Annotated in this window: 13 protein-coding genes; 10 read left to right on the top strand and 3 right to left on the bottom strand. The window is 37.5% G+C overall.

Going from position 1 to position 18,317, the window contains the following annotated elements; genetic code table 11:
• Positions 1–502: 502 nt before the first annotated feature.
• From ACUN24_RS18660 to ACUN24_RS18620, 9 genes are all read left to right on the top strand, one after another.
• Positions 503–1,339, top strand: a complete 837-nt coding sequence (locus tag ACUN24_RS18660) for a fumarylacetoacetate hydrolase family protein (RefSeq protein WP_445563869.1) — start codon at positions 503–505, stop codon at positions 1,337–1,339.
• Positions 1,340–1,473: 134 nt separating this feature from the next.
• Complete coding sequence (locus tag ACUN24_RS18655) at positions 1,474–3,189, top strand: IlvD/Edd family dehydratase (protein WP_445563868.1); 1,716 nt, start codon at positions 1,474–1,476, stop codon at positions 3,187–3,189.
• Positions 3,190–3,198: 9 nt separating this feature from the next.
• On the top strand, positions 3,199–4,518 hold the full coding sequence (locus ACUN24_RS18650) for a gluconate:H+ symporter (protein WP_445563867.1): 1,320 nt from the start codon (positions 3,199–3,201) through the stop codon (positions 4,516–4,518).
• Between the two features lie 553 nt (positions 4,519–5,071).
• Positions 5,072–6,826, top strand: a complete 1,755-nt coding sequence (locus ACUN24_RS18645; RefSeq protein ID WP_445563866.1) for a S41 family peptidase — start codon at positions 5,072–5,074, stop codon at positions 6,824–6,826.
• 13 nt (positions 6,827–6,839) lie between these two features.
• A complete protein-coding gene (locus ACUN24_RS18640; RefSeq protein WP_445563865.1) occupies positions 6,840–7,517 on the top strand; it encodes a glycoside hydrolase family 11 protein in 678 nt (225 codons plus the stop codon).
• A 1,080-nt stretch (positions 7,518–8,597) separates the two neighbouring features.
• On the top strand, positions 8,598–9,182 hold the full coding sequence (locus ACUN24_RS18635; protein WP_445563864.1) for an RNA polymerase sigma factor: 585 nt from the start codon (positions 8,598–8,600) through the stop codon (positions 9,180–9,182).
• A gap of 87 nt (positions 9,183–9,269) precedes the next feature.
• Positions 9,270–10,256 carry a FecR family protein gene (locus tag ACUN24_RS18630; protein ID WP_445563863.1) on the top strand — a complete coding sequence of 329 codons (987 nt, stop codon included), beginning with the start codon at positions 9,270–9,272 and terminating at the stop codon, positions 10,254–10,256.
• A 163-nt stretch (positions 10,257–10,419) separates the two neighbouring features.
• Positions 10,420–13,182, top strand: coding sequence for an outer membrane beta-barrel protein (locus ACUN24_RS18625; protein ID WP_445563862.1), 2,763 nt, complete (start codon positions 10,420–10,422; stop codon positions 13,180–13,182).
• Positions 13,183–13,381: 199 nt separating this feature from the next.
• Complete coding sequence (locus ACUN24_RS18620; protein WP_445563861.1) at positions 13,382–13,657, top strand: hypothetical protein; 276 nt, start codon at positions 13,382–13,384, stop codon at positions 13,655–13,657.
• A 197-nt stretch (positions 13,658–13,854) separates the two neighbouring features.
• On the opposite strand, the gene ACUN24_RS18615 is transcribed toward ACUN24_RS18620, so the two are convergent.
• A complete protein-coding gene (locus ACUN24_RS18615; RefSeq protein ID WP_445563860.1) occupies positions 13,855–14,643 on the bottom strand; it encodes a M48 family metalloprotease in 789 nt (262 codons plus the stop codon).
• A 376-nt stretch (positions 14,644–15,019) separates the two neighbouring features.
• On the opposite strand from ACUN24_RS18615, the gene ACUN24_RS18610 reads away from it, so the two are divergent.
• On the top strand, positions 15,020–15,550 hold the full coding sequence (locus ACUN24_RS18610; RefSeq protein WP_445563859.1) for a hypothetical protein: 531 nt from the start codon (positions 15,020–15,022) through the stop codon (positions 15,548–15,550).
• 67 nt (positions 15,551–15,617) lie between these two features.
• Here the strand turns inward: ACUN24_RS18610 and ACUN24_RS18605 are convergent, their stop codons facing one another.
• Positions 15,618–16,139: a hypothetical protein gene (locus tag ACUN24_RS18605; RefSeq protein ID WP_445563858.1), complete on the bottom strand. Its 522-nt coding sequence runs from the start codon at positions 16,137–16,139 to the stop codon at positions 15,618–15,620.
• Between the two features lie 151 nt (positions 16,140–16,290).
• Positions 16,291–17,979 (bottom strand): hypothetical protein, encoded by a 1,689-nt coding sequence (locus tag ACUN24_RS18600; RefSeq protein ID WP_445563857.1) that lies wholly within the window; start codon positions 17,977–17,979, stop codon positions 16,291–16,293.
• Positions 17,980–18,317 lie beyond the last annotated feature (338 nt).

Genomic DNA, 18,317 nt, shown 5'->3' with positions numbered 1-18,317 from the left:
TATTAACAAAATCAGTGAAATGACGTTGAAATATCAGCCGGTATATAATTCCCCTCTTTTAGAGGGGTGTCCGCAGGACGGGGTGTTCTTATTTGTCCTAGCCGGACAGGCCTTTTTCTTTTGGCACCAAAAGAAACAAAAGTGTCGGCTGAAAATTTTTGTATTGAAGTTTCTGCATAGGCTTGGCCTGTGGATTCCCAAAAATTTGTTAGGCCGATTTAAGTAGAACGGGGATGCCGTGCTATGGCCTAGCTGGATGGAAATGCAAGAGCGGTTAAGATGCTGATTAAATAGTGCCCATAGCGAAGCGAAAAGCTACAAAGTAATCAAATCAGGCAACACAAACCAGTAATTTTAGTATTGAAGCATTTTATTGTATTATATTAACATTATGCTATAAATGTGCTTTAAAAGGACTTATTTGCTTTTCAATTTTACCGCCTGGATACTTAAATAAAGTTCAAACTTAATTTTCGATCCAAAAAAACTTAACCAAATAATTATGAGAATTTATAACACCTCCAGCGGGATTATTATCAACCACGATAACCAATATTTTTTAACAGAAGAGAAAAGCTGGGATAAGTTTGTAAACAGGAGTAACCTCTTTAAAGTGGTCAGCAGTGAGTTGCAACATCTCCAGCCTAACGAAGATTTACAATCGCTCACCAATTCAGCTGTTTTAACGCCTATAGGTAACCAGGAGGTATGGGCATCTGGTGTAACTTATTTTCGTAGCAGGGAAGCCAGAATAGAGGAATCAAAAGAAGCAAAAGGCGGGGATTTTTATGCCAGGGTATATGATGCAGACCGGCCGGAACTTTTTTTTAAGTCACCATCATACCGTACAGTGGGTTCTGGAGCAAACATACGGATCAGGGCAGATTCTAAGTGGAACGTACCTGAACCGGAATTGACCTTATTTATTTGCTCAGCAGGCACTATAGAAGGTTATACAATCGGTAATGATGTATCATCGAGGGATATCGAGGGCGAAAATCCGCTTTATTTACCACAGGCAAAATCATACAATGGGGCTACCGCTTTAGGTCCTTGCCTTTTAGTAACAGAGGGGTCAATAGATCCGGATACGAATATCAGCATCGAAATATCCAGAGATTCAGCAATCCTTTTTCAAGAGAAAATATCCATTAATCAAATGAAACGTAAGCACAAGGATTTAGTGTCTTATTTGTTTCGGGAATTGGATTTCCCTCATGGAACCTATTTAATGACAGGTACAGGAATAATTCCCACTGATGATTTTACTTTACAAAGCGGAGATATCGTAAAAATAACCATTTCAGAGATTGGTTCACTTATAAATACCGTAGCGTGATCAGCAAGGTAAATAAATTATAGGTTTAGAAACCTCTGCCCAAGCAAGTGAAACGATTTTTCAATAGATACGTCCACTAGCTAAAAAATCTAATTAAAGAAGTAAAAAATAGCGCAACATAGCATATTCTAAATATGAAATCATATAGAAGTTCGACCTGGTTTGGGAAAAAAGATAAAATGGGTCTCATCTACCGCAGCTGGATGAAAAACCAGGGCATGCCCGAAGACATGTTTGATGGCAGACCGGTAATCGGGATCTGTAATACGTGGTCTGAACTTACACCTTGCAATGCACACCTGCGTGATATTGCCGAAAGTGTTCGTCGCGGGGTATTGGAGGCTGGCGGCTTTCCGCTCGAATTTCCCATCATGTCATTGGGAGAAACGCTCATGAAACCCACCGCTATGTTGTTCCGTAACCTGGCCAGTATGGATGCCGAGGAATCAATAAGAGGCAATCCTATTGATGGTGTAGTATTACTTACGGGTTGCGATAAAACGACGCCTTCTACGCTAATGGGAGCGGCAAGTGTAGATTTACCGACAATTGTGGTTCCTGGTGGACCCATGTTAAACGGAAAATATCACGGACATGACATCGGCTCAGGAACAAGCGTATGGAAGCTGACAGAGGAATTAAAGAAAGGCGAAATTACTTATGATGAATATGCAGAAGTAGAAAGTTGCATGTCTCGAAGTCCGGGCCACTGTATGACCATGGGCACGGCTTCTACTATGGCTTGCATGGTTGAAGCTTTAGGCATGAGCCTTTCCGGTGGTGCGGCTATACCTGCCGTTGATTCCCGGCGGAAAAGGCTTGCACAGCTATCGGGAAGGAGAATAGTTGAAATGGTTAAAGAAGACCTGAAAATTTCTAAAATACTAACACGGGATGCTTTTGAAAATGCCATTAAGGTAAATGCTGCGGTAGGAGGTTCCTCAAACTTTATTATTCACCTCACCGCTATTGCAGGGCGTATGGGAGTACCGCTAAACTTAGACGATTTTGATGATATTGGCAGTAAAATGCCGCTTCTGGTAAATCTTATGCCTTCTGGGAAATTTTTGATGGAAGATTTTTACTATGCTGGTGGTTTACCTGCTGTTATAAAACAAATGCAATCTGTTTTAAAAATGGATACCCTAACGGTAAGTGGGAAAACGCATGCTGAGAACATTGCTGATAAAGGAATAAATTACAATAAGGAAGTTATTTATGAATTTGAGCAGCCAATTATTCAGGAAGCCGGCATTACGGTACTAAAAGGTAATCTGGCAATTAACGGAGCGGTTATAAAGCCATCAGCAGCTACGCCTGCTTTGATGCAGCACCGGGGTAGGGCAGTAGTGTTTGAAAATATTGAGGATTACCATGCGAGAGTAGACGACCCTGATCTGGATATCGATGAAACTTGTGTGATGGTCTTGAAAACGGTTGGTCCGGTCGGCTATCCGGGGATGCCTGAGGTAGGTAACATGACTTTACCAAAAAAGCTACTTGACAAAGGCGTAACCGATATGGTAAGGATATCGGATGGCAGGATGAGTGGTACGGCCTATGGCACGGTTATACTGCACGTATCGCCAGAGTCTGCTATTGGTGGGAATTTAGCGCTGGTAGAAAACGGCGACATGATTGAGCTGGATGTAGCCAATAAACGTATCCACCTTGAAGTGAGTGATGAAGAATTAGCCCTGAGGCGAAGCAATTGGGTACCGCCAATTCCTGCTGCAACACGTGGTTATGTAAACTTATATGTAAACCATGTTCAGCAGGCAGATAAAGGTGCAGATCTGGACTTTTTAGTAGGTGGCTCAGGTTCAACAGTAACCAGAGACTCTCATTAAAGCAGAAACATGGATGTACTGATTCTTTTTGGCTGTATAATTACACTTGTATTATTAATTGCCTGGGCGAAGGTTAATACCTTTCTTGCGTTTTTAATCGTATCGGTAGGGGCAGCTTTATTGTTAGGTATGCCCGCCGCCAGTATTCCGCAAACGGTTAATAAAGGATTAGGTGATACATTAGGATCGCTGGCTATCATCATCGTTTTGGGTGCCATGCTCGGAAAACTCGTCGCCTCGAGTGGTGCCGCTCAAAAAATAGCTTCGGTATTAAAAAAAACATTCGGCGCTAAACACATCACCTGGGCCATGTCTTTAACAGGTTTTATAGTAGGCATTCCATTGTTTTATAATGTTGGGTTTGTATTGCTTATTCCAATTATTTTTTCGGTAGCGTACAACTATAAATTACCCCTGGTATATGTAGGCTTGCCTATGCTTGCATCGCTTTCCGTAATGCATGGTTTTTTGCCACCTCATCCATCGCCCATGGCTTTGGTTACCCAGTTTAATGCAGATCTGGTTAAGACTTTTACCTATGGTTTAATTGTGGCCATACCTGCCATCATTATTGCGGGGCCACTTTTTGCAAAAGTATTAATCAATATGAAATCCAGCCCAACAGTTACCTTGCGGGCCGATGAATTGCCTGATCATGAATTGCCGGGGATCACAAATAGTGTGGTTTCTGCATTGTTACCTGTGCTTATCATTTTGGGTACCACGTTGATCACCCGGATATGTAGTGACAATATGGTTGTTGTAAATTTTGCCGGATTTATTGGTGATCCAACTATTGCCATGATATTAACCATTTGTATTGCAACATTTACACTAGGAGTTAGGTCAGGTAAAAAGCTGATTGACATCATGGCTATTTATGTTGATGCAACAAAAGATATAGCGATGATTCTTTTAATAATTGGCAGCGCTGGCATTTTGAAACAAGTATTTGTAGAAACAGGGGTGAGCAACAGCCTTGCCGCAATTTTGCAAGGGCTAACCCTGCCACCTTTATTATTGGCCTGGTTAATAACGGCGGTGTTAAGGCTTTGCCTGGGTTCGGCTACCGTAGCTGGCCTCACCGCTGCCGGTATCGTTTATCCGCTTGTTGGGCCTCATGGTGCCGATCCAAATTTAATGGTGCTTGCAGTTGGATCAGGGAGCCTGTTTTGTTCTCACGTAAATGACTCCTCTTTCTGGCTATTCAAAGAGTATTTAGGATTATCTATCAAACAAACATTTTTGTCCTGGTCGCTCATGGAAACGCTGGTTTCGGTTATCGGACTTATCGGAATACTGATTATGAACGAGGTGATGTTTAGATAGATCATCATCATTACCTTTAATAATCGTTTTGAATTTTCCGGTACGCGTTTAAGATTTTCAATGCGTCCGCTTAATTGGCACGTGTTTCTATAATTTGAAAAGCAAAATATAGATTTTAATTTACGCCAGAATCCCTTACTAAAGTTTTGTGAATTTATTGTGATTTATTAGCCTTTTTTAGGCTCTTCCGGCAAACAAAAAAGCCTTTAGTCATTTACTTTTAAAGCTTTTACTTAGTTCTGATGCTATCTTCTTTGATCCCGCTGGGATTTGCACCTAATATTCTAATAGGAAATAAAGTGGATCGAACAATAATTTATTTTATAGACTTCCAAATAGTTAGAACTACTAATTACCAAAGGCATTTGCATGTTTTGACATAAAACCCTTGTAATTATCTGGCCTTTAAAACCTGTACGTATTTTTTTAACACTATTTTTTGTAACCTGATATGATATGAATTTGGGTCAATTCTCACAGTTTAAAAGCCATCCGGAAAGTTATTAAAGTGATGCATTTTATATTATATTCGTCTTATAAGAAAGCTCTTATCATGAAAAAAATCTTTATATTCTTATCAATCTTTATCAAATTTACCTTTGGCGTAGCTGCACAAACGATTAAGATGCAAGCCAGAGACAGCTACTTAGGTATTTATAGTAGCAAAAAATCGACACTCAAAATAACCATCAGTAAAAATGATACGGCATTAACAGCCCAGGCGAGCGGGCAGAGTGCATTTCCGCTGGAAGCTGGTGTCAAAGATCAATTCATGTATTATAAGGCTGGTATTGAGTTGTTATTTGATACTTCCAAAGGTGAAATGACGGTGAACCAGGACGGTGACATATCTTTGTTTATCAAGGATAACTTTACACCTGAAGCTGGAATTGCACAAAAACCCACAATCTATCAGCCCGAAGACATGCAGGCAGATCTCAATAAGTTTAAAAGAGCTCTTATCAAAACACATCCAGGACTTTATACAAATCAATCGCCAGAGGAATTTGAGGAAATGGTAGACAAATTAATGTTGGACGCTTCCAAACCTTTGCAGGCAAAAGATTTTTACAAAATTGTACTTAAAATGATTGCCACTATTCACGATGACCATACAAGTGTAAAGGCTTTTAACCATTTGGGCGATATTATAGCTAATCAAAAATGGCTACCCTTTCAAATTTATGTTAAAGATGAGCGGATTTTCATAGTAAACAACTTGAGTAATCTGCAAATTCCGGAAGGCTCCGAAATTCTGGCAATAGACGATCATTTAAGTAATGAGATTTTATCAGAAATATTGGAACATTTTTCTTCCGATGGTAAAAGTATATCTCCTACACTACATAAAATAGGAGTTTCTTACTTTATGCTGTTTGGTAAATTATATCCGCAGATCTTTGGAGAAAAAGTATCTTACAATATTTCCTACCGGGATTATAAGTCTAATAAAATTTTGACCGCACAAGTGGAACCAATCTCTGAACAAAATTACATAGCACTCAGAGCTAAACGATATCCATCTTCAATCCCATCTAAAGATGCCTTCAATTTTGAGGTTAATAAGCATGGAAATTATGCAATTCTCAAGATTGATAGATTTTTTAAAAACAGCTTCAGTGAACCCGAAAATACCTTTCCTGATTATTATAAAAAATGTTTTAAGGAAATTTCTGCTAACAGAATTGGAAACTTAATTATCGATTTAAGAGATAATAGTGGTGGTAGGGGAGAAAATGCTGCTTTTTTACTTCAATACTTTATTGATAAGCCCATAATTCCATCAAAAGAAATAATTGCGTTGGGGAATGATGAATACTTTTTGAAAACAACCGGGGTTAAACTTAGATTAGATGAAGACTATGGTCTGGCTAGGCAAAAGGATGGAACTTTTAAGGTGACCAGATATGAGGCCTTACGTGACTTAAAGAAATTTGATCCAATCGAAGAATATCATTTTAACGGGAAGTTGGTTGTGCTGATTAATGGCGGAATGGTTTCTGCGGGCGGTACAGCCGCAGGACTTTTCAAAGAGTATACGAATGCCATTTTGGTCGGAAGTGAAACGTCCGGATATGCTGGACTTAGTAATGGCGTCCAAAAAATATCAATATTAGGTGGCCATACCGAAACTGCCATTACAATACCACTTTTACATTCCGTGTTAGCAATATCCCCAGTTTTACAGAAAAGAGGAACTATTCCTGATTATGAGGTATCTAATTCTGTTCAGGACGTATTGGAAAATAGAGATGCAGCTATAGAATTTGTATTTAAGAACTTATTGCATATTAAACGTCTATACTAATTCAATAAATCGTATGTTAACTTCAAAAAACAAATTCGGAGTATTTCTACTGTTGATATTTTTATTTATCGAGCAACAATCGAACGGACAAAGCATAACGAATAATCAAACAGGAATAAATAATGGCTTTTACTACTCTTTTTGGAACGATAGGAATAGTGGAACAGCCTCTATGGTTTTAGGACCTAATGGTAGATATAAAACTGTATGGTCTAATATTGGGAATTTTACCGCGGGGAAAGGTTGGATGATTGGAAAAGCTGATCGGGTTATTAGTTTTTCAGGAAGTTTTGATGGTGGTAAGAACGGATATCTGGCTGTTTATGGTTGGACAAGAAATCCACTTATTGAATATTACGTTGTTGAAAATTATGGTGATTGGATACCTCCAGGTGGAATATCAAAAGGCACCTTTTCAAGCGATGGAGGAACGTACAATATATATCAGACTACACGAACCAATCAACCTTCGATTGACGGCAATCAAACTTTTCAGCAGTATTGGAGTGTCAGGAAAACAAAACGTTCAAGTGGAACTGTGACCTTTGCAAATCATGTTGCCGCATGGAAAAGCAAGGACATGAATTTGGGGACTACTTGGGATTATCAGATAATGGAATCAGAAGGAAGTAAAAGTAGTGGAAGTTCAGATATTACTGTAGATGAAACAAGTAAATCGAAAGTTCCCTAAGTCTACAAATGATACACAGCTCAATAAGTTCTCAGATTGGCGATTTCGATATTTGCGGAACCACCAAGTTAGCAATGGATCGGGTGAAAAGACTAACATGGCTGTCCAGAACCTTGAGATAAAAGACAAAGAAGGAGTGGTAAATTTAAACCAGTAGTATATTTCGTATATAGAAGGCAGACCCAGCTAATTTACTATACCTTTAAGGTATTTTGAAGAAGCCACATTCAAGAGACTATATAATCACACAGTTCTCCAGAGAGATTCTAAGCTTAGAAAATAACTACGATAAGTTTATCAGTACCTCACGGTTTTTTTGATGGAAAATATCCCTATCTTTCATTCCAAGCCCTTTCCTTTTCGTGGATAAAAAGTTAGAATTATTAGTATAAATGATCCTATCATGCAGCCTAAACCAATTAGAGACAGAAGTAGGTTCGTAGAGTCTGATTTTTTTAATAAAAAATATACTGAAATAATTAATATCGGAAAACTTATTGTAATAGATAAAATAAGAGCTAATTTGTTTTTCATATTTTTAAATTTACGCAAAAAAAATGTTGACATTTCCGCACGAACCCCGCCCACTGTAAAGCATAGCTTTGCTTCTTAAAATACACAAGATGTTCGGTTTGTACAATCTGTACAATAAATGGTAAGTTATCTAACCAGTATTTTAACTGGATAAACAAGATTATTTAATTATCTCTAAAGCCTTTTCCAGGCAAAGGAGGCATGGGAAAAGATAGAACGTTCTAAAACCGTAAGTTTTCAATTTAAGGAGGAAACGCTCACTGATCAGGATCTGCTAGACCTCAAGAGCCAACATCCAAATGAAATCCATATCCGTGTTTTTAATAAATATGAGGAAGGAATGAACGGGGCCGATTGGGAATGGTGGTTGACATGAAATGAGAAAGTGAAGTACGCTTTAGAAGGACTAATCATGTGGACAATTGCAAAAATGAGATTTACATTAAGTTGGCTTAAATTAATCAAGGTATTTGATATTTCATTCGACTGGTTGATGCGGCTGAATTGTAGAGTATCATTAAAACCTTATATTTGGTACTTTGACAAATGGGGACAGTAAAACAATTAGCGGATAGTCAACTGATTCAACTTTTGCGGGATGATGATGAAACAGCTATTGCCGAAATTTATAGTCGCTATGCAGAAAGTCTTTCAAATTTCGCAGCATCAAAGTTATATAGTCTGGAGGATGCGAGGGATATTATTCATGATCTTTTTCTAAAGCTTTGGGAAGACAGGAAACAATTAAATATCACTTCTAATTTAAAAACCTATCTGTTTGCAATTACCCGCTATCGCATTATCGATAAAATACGGCGGAATACTACCCGCGAAGAGTATGCTGTAATGCTGCAATCATTGTCGAATGCTTATCAGCCGAATGTTGAACAGCAAATAGCCGCTAAAGAACTTCAGCGAACCATCGAAAATTGTATTAATGGGTTATCGCCCAAAGTAAAAGAAATTTATCATTTAAGCCGGGAAGAAAATCTAAGTATTTCTGAAATTGCAGAAAAGCTTCAATTGTCGGAGCAAACGGTAAAAAACCAGTTGTCTACCGCTTTAACCCATATAAGAAAATCATTATCAGGCACTTATTTTTCAATTCTTTTGGTTTTGTGGCTTTCTTAAGCCCAGGTTTGCACGTCAGAAAAAAAAATATCATTTTCTTATAGTACCAAACAGCAGTTCATACGACTACTGTTAAATTTCTATAAGATGAATCGAAATATCATAGAAGCTTTATTGGACCGGTACCTGGAAGGAAAAACTTCACAGGAAGAAAATGAAATGGTAGAAAATTGGCTTGAGCAAAGCAATAACCCACATTCAAAATGGAAGCATCTTAATCAAAGCCGTAAAAATCAATGGCTGGCAGAGGTACTCGGCGAGATACAAAATAGCATCCAGGCAACTAAATCTGAGCGAGTTGTGATCCTGCAACGCAATTACTTGTGGCGGCGCATTGCTGCAGTAGCAGCTGTACTCGCAATTTGTTTTACCCTATACCTGGAATGGCCAGCATTGCAAAGCCTTGTACGCCCCACACAGTTAATTGCATTGAGCGTTCCCTTAAATCAACAAAAGCAGATCACATTAGCGGATGGTAGTAAGGTTTGGATAAATTCAAATTCTCAGTTAGAGTATCCTAAAGAATTTAATGGTAAAACAAGAGAGGTTTATCTTTCAGGACAAGCTTATTTTGACATTAAACATGATGCAGGCAAGCCATTTATTATACATACGGGAAAGGTAGTTACTACTGTTTTGGGGACGGCTTTTGATATTAAAGAAGATAAAACCAGCCATACCATTGTTGTAACGGTAACACGTGGGAAGGTTAGCGTTGCTAATGGCGATAAGCAGTTAGGCATTCTTACGCCTAATCAACAGATAAGTTATAATTTACTGAATAGTAAATCTATCCAAACTAATGTGGATGCCAAACAGGCCATTGCCTGGCAGAAAGCCGATCTGCATTTCGAGGACGTCACTTTTGCCGATGCGGCTTTGGAGCTAGAGGAGCGTTTCAACGTGAAGATCAATTTTAAAAATGATAAAACCAAAGACTGTCGCTTTACAGGGACAGCACTTGAAGGTGATAAATTAGATAAAATATTAAAGGTGATCTGTGCCTTTAACAATGCAACCTATCAAACTAAATCAGATGGAAGTATTCTCATAGACGGGGAGGGATGTAACTAATAAAAGAAATGAACAAGGAAAAATAATAGCATTCAGGGCTAATTTGTACTCCAGGAAGTATAGTAGCAAGAATAGAACCTGCAAGCCGACGGCCATCGGCTTACAGGTGTCCCGGAAACCGGGGTTTTAAATCATTTGGTAATCACTTAAAACATATAAAAGTATGAATATTTCTGCAAAAAAGCAGAAACCGGTGGCATTGTGTGCCTTTTTAACCGGTAATAAACTGTGTAATAAATTATTAACCCGTCAATTGATGCGCGTAAGTGGAATAGTAGTTATTTTGTTGTCAACAACGTTCGGAGTGCTGATCGCTAAGCCGGGTAGAGGGCAAGATATGTCTACAGAAAAGGTATCTATTGGCTTACGGTATGAAAGTTTGATCAGCGGCCTTGAAAAAATCGAAAGGCAAACAAGCCTCCGCTTTTTTTACCGCAAGGCAGATGTTAAAGCGCTTAAGAGCCTAAATTTGCCTTTTCGGGTAAGAACGGTGCAAGAAACGCTTAACGAATTATTACACAATACATTTTTTTCTTTTAGACAGATAGATGGCAATATTTTATTGGAAAGAAATAACCAGCAAACGGGATATTTAATAGATGGCCGTGTTATTGACATCAACAAACAGGGCTTACCCTTTGCTACAGTAAGTTTAATTCAGCTGGATATTAATAAAACCATCCAGACTGTCCAAACAGATACCAGCGGAAATTTTAAACTTGCGGCCAGCAAAAAGGGAGATTATTTAGTTAAAATATACGCTTTAGGGATGGATAGTCTGTCTGTTTCACTTACATTGGCCGACAATAAAGTAATCCAATTGCCTGATATTACACTCACTACATCTTCAACCAAATTGAAAGAAGTTATAGTAACCGCGTCCAGGCCGCTAATTAAGCAGGAAATTGATCGTTTGACATATAATGTGCAATCAGACCCGGAAAAGGATATTCTAAGTGTTTTGGATTTATTAAGAAAAGTTCCCATGGTATCGGTAACTGGTGACGATAAAATAGAAGTAAAAGGCAACACTAATTTCAGGGTTTTAATTAATGGGCGTCCATCTTCACTCATAGCAAATAACCCGTCAGATGTTTTTAGGACTATGCCAGCAAATACCATCCAAAGTATTGAGGTAATTACCAATCCTCCTTCTAAATATGATGCTGAAGGCATAGCAGGAATAATAAATGTCATCACTAATAAAAAAATAGAACAAGGTTATAATGCATCCCTGGGTACATCTTATAACACTTTAAATCAAAGGGGTGTAAGTGGTTCGCTTACCTTAAAATCTAACAAAATTGGAATTAATGGCTTTTTTGGGAGCAATTGGCAAGATAGTCCCTCCTCAACTTTTAAAAATTCCCAATTAGGCACATCGTTCATCAATACACTTTCTACTGAACAGGGAGTGATGACCAACTCAAGAAATGCTTTGTATGGAAATGTAGAAATTAGCTACGAAATTGACTCCCTTAATTTAATAACAGGTACATTAGGCTTAAACAACAACAAGAATCTCCAGGAAAGTGATCAATTTTTTAGTTTGATGAATAGTCAGCGTGTTATTGAACAATCCTATCATATTGATTATTCGGGGAAAGATCATACGCAAGGAAAAGATCTTGGACTAAATTATCAATTAGGATTTCCCGGGAAGAAAGACCAGTTTTTAACTGCGTCTTACAAATACAACGAATCCAATTATACGGAAAATAACGGTCGTATTGCAACTGAACGTTTCAATTATCTTGAAAATGACAGGGGGCAATTCAATAAGTCGGGAGCGAAAGAACAGACCATCCAATTGGATTATGTACACCCCTTTAAGTCTTTGAATATTGAGGGCGGTGCAAAAGCGATATTAAGGGATAACTATAGCGATTTTAGCTATAAAAGTTTTGTGCCTGGAAGCGAAGATGATGTGTCTAACAATACACTTAACTCCTTTAAATATTCAAATAACGTTTATGGCTTTTATAATAGTTATCATTTAAAGTTCAAGAAATGGGGCGTTAAAGCAGGTATGCGCCTTGAAATTACGACAATTAATGCTGATTTTATATCCGTTAATTCGAAAGTGGACCGTACTTATAGCAATTTTATTCCAACTGTAGTTTTTCAAAGAAATTTTGGAAGTCAGAGCAACCTAACATTAGGATATACCCAACGAATTCAAAGACCAGGTATTACGCAACTTAATCCATTTGAAAATAAATCGAATACCCTATATTGGGAAACCGGAAACCCCGACTTACTACCGGTTTTAAACCATAATTTTGAGTTAACCTATAGTAATTCTAAAAAGGGCTCTTTAAATCTTTCGGTCAATTATCTTTTTGCCAATAACTCAGTTCAAGAGGTCGCTGCCTTGGGTAAAGATTCCGTAACAAGATATACCTATCAAAATATCGGAAAAAATGATGATCTAGGTTTCAACCTAAGTTTCAGCTACCCTATAGCAACAGGTTTTACCGTAAATGCCAATGGTAGAATATCATATTTATGGCTTAATGGCACATCAAACGGACATTTTGCTTCTAACCGGGGGTTTAAAGGGAATACAAATGTTTCGTTTTCCAAGTTTTTAGAAAAGTATGACTTCCGCATTTCTTTGGATTTCGGAACGAATAGCCCTGAAATATATCTTCAGGGGAAATCAAGATCATCATACAATTCTTCACTTAGTTTAAATAAGAAGTTTTTTAATAAAAGTCTTTCCCTATCAGCCTCTGTTAGTAATCCATTTGAAAGGTACAGAAATTGGTATACCAGGTTTACTACGCCGGATTTTGTCTCAGATTACAATTTCAGAAACAATTTCCGAAGATTCAATTTTAGCGTAAACTATAAGTTTGGAGGTCTTAAGTCGGCGATTAAGAAAAACAAAAGAGGTATAAATAATGATGATTATTTAAAATAATTAGATGGTGAGAGCTTGTCTTGTTCAGTGAATTGGCAGCAAATGCTCAGCAGAAAGAATTGCACACACTTCGTCAGTTTAGTAAAATCATAACTAAAGAGGGATATGATGTATCTTAATGCATTTGATTTGGTTAACAAAGAAGGCATGATAAATTTAAGCGGTTCGGGGGGAAGCTAATGTGAATGTAAAAGAACGATTGAAAATAGCTTGTTCAGGTAATGGTATAATGTCTTATAAAGGCCACAATCAGTTCAGCGGCAATTGGATCGCAAATGGCAGTAAACAATCGCAAAAGCTGCAATTGGGTGATATTACTATCTATGATTCTCCGTTTAGCGATATTGATGGCATCACGGTTCCGCCACAATATGAAAAGTATGGCTGGCAGAATTATGTAAGCGCAATCTCTAATGATAATCGCCCGGCCAGTAAAGCGGCTATAACTGAAGAAAAACGACAGTGGTGGAAGTAATGTGCCATTTCCCAATAGTGATTTCCTCTAAAAGGTTTAAAGCGCCATCATGCGTGATAGGGTGAGTTTTAGGATCACTAAAAAAAAGCTGGCAAACCTTAGGTTTGCCAGCTTTAAATTGCCGTTATGAGCGGAAGTATTTTTTAATTAGCAGAATTTTAAAGCGTGTAACTAAAAAAAAAGACTTCACAGTGTATCTATCCTGCTAAGCCATCTTTTTTCGCTCTTGCAAGCACTTTCGCAGCACGGTCGGCGCTATCTGGATGTGAGCTTAGCATCTTTTCTGAATTGCTCTTTTTGGTACCTGAAGAATTTTCCATTTCAGCAAACTTATTAAATGCACTGGCCAGGGCTGTTACTTTATAGTTGTGTTTCTTCATGAAATTGTATGCATACTCATCGGCTTCACTTTCTTGTTTACGGCTATATTTGCTATCTAAAATCGCGATAGCAAAACTCCCCAACTGACTTTCTGATAAGCTGTTAACTACGCCAGATTGCGAGGCTGCAGCATCCATCATTGCTTCTCTTTTATAAGCACTTTTTACTGCATCACGAGAATCTTTATTGGCAACGTGTCCAATTTCGTGACCGATAATTCCTAACAATTCGTCGTCGGTCATGATATCCATCAATGATGAAAATACGCGCACACTACCATCTGCACATGCGAAAGCATTGATATCTTTTACTTTATACACTTTAAAATTGAGCGCCAATCCACCTTCATTCTTGTGTTTGGCGAATATTTTTTTAAGTCTAATGGTATATGGATCTTTTTCCGACGCTACAGTATTGTGCGTATCCATGTAACCCACTGCTTCTTTAGCAAGCCTCGATGCGTCTGCATCTGAGAAAGTTGCGGCCTTTACGCCTTTTTCAAGCGCACCAATACCCTTGGAATTTAATTTAATTTGTGCCGATGCAAATGATACGGAGCCAAGCAACAATGCGCTAAGTGCTAAATGGGTAATTTTGTTTTTCATAATGATTTCGTTTATATAAGATTGATAGCATAACAGCAACATGGTTTAAATGTTTGAGTTGTAGTTAGCAATATCATTAAAAAGGCACCGAAAATTATAAAATGGTTTAGCTGCTGGTTAATTTTTTTTTGGAAATTGAAAATATTTCCATGGTTTTACTTCGGCCTTTCAATAGATTTTGTAGCATGGCGATTGCCAGGGAGCCGTTGATTGTTATGGATTTGATTAACCACAAAAAATAAAACAGCACTTTCTATATGATTAAATAGGGTAGGTACAGGTTTTTTTAAGAGAATAGGCCGATAGCTTTTATTGACAACGTTGAGGTAGTGGAAAATTAATTAAATCATTTTTAGACTTAATCTGTTTTAAATCCATGAAAAGGGTATTTTTAATCAGCGCAGCAAGTTTGATCATATTGAGCAGCTGCAGGGAAAAAACGGTGAGTCAAGATGCAATTCAGGCTCCTGCAAGTTCATTTTTTGCAACAAGTTACAGCGATCATAACGCCGAACAGCCATACGAACAAAAAGCTGAGTGTACCGATGCGGCAATCCCATCAACCTGGGTCGGCAAATATTCCGCCTATTTCAGTTATGGCGATATCGCCGGGCAAAACGCAGGCTGGGAATTAGACATCAAGATCACAAACAAAAAGATTACCGCGGAAGGAAAAGGTTTCCAAATGGCGTTTGTTGATGAGTTAAGCGCTACAGCAAAGGGTTCTAAACTAATTTTAACTCATCTTAAAAATGTATCTGGCTATCAAACAGGTAAAAGGATGAACCCCGAATTTATTTTAATCAAAGATCATGGTCAATTTTATGTCCAGTCAGAATGGATAGATGGAGATGTGAAAGTAAAACCAGGACGATTTGGTCATAAAATCGATAAAACTGGTTTATAACCTATGATCTTGTACTGATGCTACGAAGGAAGTGTCATCTACGAGGTGATCACTTTTGCAGTCTCCGTTATTTACTCACCAACATACTATTTTTAAAAACCTTAGCCCATTTTTCTACGAACAGCACACTCAGGGTGGGTTGCTTCACAGCTACGAAATTGGAGTATAAAGCACTTTTACCCTGAATGATGTAATAGAGTTGCGACTCGGGGATGGCGCTATTGTTGAACCTTGGCGACTCGATGCGGAACAATATCCAGGGCGAACCCGATTTGGTTCCCTTTTCAATCATTTTGAGCTTTGCTTTAGGGGCGTTTTTTAGGGTTCGATTATAGGTCGCGTTCATGGCCTGTTCTACGGAAACGGATGTAGATCCCATCAACGACAGCATGGTGCCGATGATGGTCCAGTTTTTAAAAGACTCATTTCCAGCTAACAGTTCAACCATACGCGTATTTCCACTTTTTTGGTCAGAACCTATTTTCCATTTGTACTCACCCGGCCATGCTATTTGTAAGTTTTCCTGTGCCTGGGCAACGTTAAATATACCAGTTAAAACTAAACAGACGATAATGAATTGCTTTCTCATAATTACTTGTGTTTTATTGAATAACATTTTTATTATCATTTAGTGTTAACTTATTCACACACGTGATGCTACTTCGTTTTTTTTAAATTAATCAATGATGGAATAAAAAAGCAAAACAGCCTGGCCGCTTTTCGACTCCATACCCGAAAAATTAATTCTTATCTTCTTTTTTTGCCTGCGGAATATCCAATTCAAAAGGAATTTCTTCGCTCAAACCACTATCAGTCTTTTTAAACCTGATGGTAATTTGATTTACTTTTGTAGCATATTTATTGGTAAGCAGTTTAGTTGCATCGTCGTACTTTTGAACGAGAATATCCATTGGTATTGTTGCGGATCCTTTTCCGAACACTAAAAATTCTACCAATGTCAATAGTGCAGGTTCATTATTGTAAAAGCTTAAAGTTGTGCCGTCTTTATCTATTTTTATCCACTTAGGTAAATTATGGAGGGTAAAAGTTTTATCGTAGTAATAGGCGACATCCACAGCTATTTTTCCGACAACTTTTTTTGCAATTTGCTGATTGGGCGAAAACTTTATCGCACTTAAATTACTGCCCTGATTATTGTAACCTACATCAAAATAATCGTCTCCGTCTTCAGATTCATTCACAGCAGTGGTGTCTTTTGCATCTCCAATAAGTTTGATATCACTAAAGCTTATACTCATGCTTCTCGCATTGTAACTATGCGGCAGTGATGCATAAATCAGGATCTGGTCTGGTTCATTTAATTTCCCGGATACTGTTGTACAATTTATCTTCAATAATTTACCCATGTTATCTTTAGTGATGTTTGCAATGGGCAGTATTTCATTTTGTGGGATCACAGTAGACTGATTTTCTTTTTTTTGAGTAATGACATCGCCAATATCGATTGTTTCTATATGTCCTTTATCTGATCTTAAAAAGAAATCTACTTTACCAACCTTGCCGCTTGCTCTAAGTGTTACGATATAAATCGGATGAAATTTATGCAATGTGTCTTCATCCAATTCTTTGTACTTCTGTTTGATGTCAGCGTAATTAGCAGTTAATTCGGGGTAGGGCATGTCATTATTTCTGTACCATAAATAATGTCTAAAATCATTAATATCACCTTTGCTTTCCAGCGTCTTCCCTTTTTCGTTGGATAAGGTGATGGCCAAGCGAGAAAAATCTTTTTTTATTAAATTATCTTTATTGCTCGTTGTAGGCATGTTCGGTGAATCTACCTGTTCGCCAATAAATAAATAGTTATGATATCCGGGCAATTTTGGTTCTTTATATTTTTCTTTTTCACTAAAATCTTTCTTGTCAACATTGTCATATGTGTAGTCGTAACTCTGTCTCATGCCTTTATTTTCGATCATTAAGGTTGCGCCATCATTTGTCATGTCGAGTAGGGTTACTTCAACACTATCTTTCATGATGGATTTGCCGAGATCATCTTTATCGACAGAAAATTTGTAATATTTATCGGGTACAAAAACAGAGAGCTTTGTACTTACAGTGCCGTTTTCATTTTTTATCATCACCAATTGATGAGGGTACTGAAGTTCCAGGCCTCCAAAATCTGCCGTAAACTCACCACCATTATCAATCAGTTTGAAGTTTTTTAAAAGTTTTGTTTTAAAACGAGCAATATTGAAAGCGCTATCCATATAAACTGGAGCTTTTGTGTTTACGTCATATAAGTCGAAATTATGATAATATCCGGTGCCGTGATATTTATCCTCCAGTTTTGCGTAATCAAGAAATAATTTTTGCCTGTCATTTAACCCAGAGGTGCAAGAACTTGTTAATATACTCACAAAAAAACTGATGCTTAAACATATAATTAGTAGACGGTTCCTTTTCATATATAAATATATTGTTTTAAAATATTCTTTGGCCTTAATTCATTATTATCTAAAGGCTATTTATTGTTTTTATCATAAAAATCGAAGAAATCGTTTAACCTAAAAAACCTTTGAAAGGAAGCGTAATCTTGATTATTTCTATTGTAGCTGTTAACCGCAGGTTTTTTATCGTCTATATTTCCTTTACCATTGGTTAAATCTGGAATAAAAAGTGCTGAAGAAACTTATGGCTTGCCTAAAAGGGAATAGATTTCTCTTCCTTTTATAGGATAAGGTTTAAATTTATCATAGACAATCTTTTCAAGGTAGTTTAATTAAAATTCATCTTGATTATAGCA

It is taken from the genome of Pedobacter sp. WC2501 (assembly GCF_052682415.1).
Note: the sequence above shows the minus strand (reverse complement) of the source record. Positions and strands in the feature narration are given on the sequence as shown.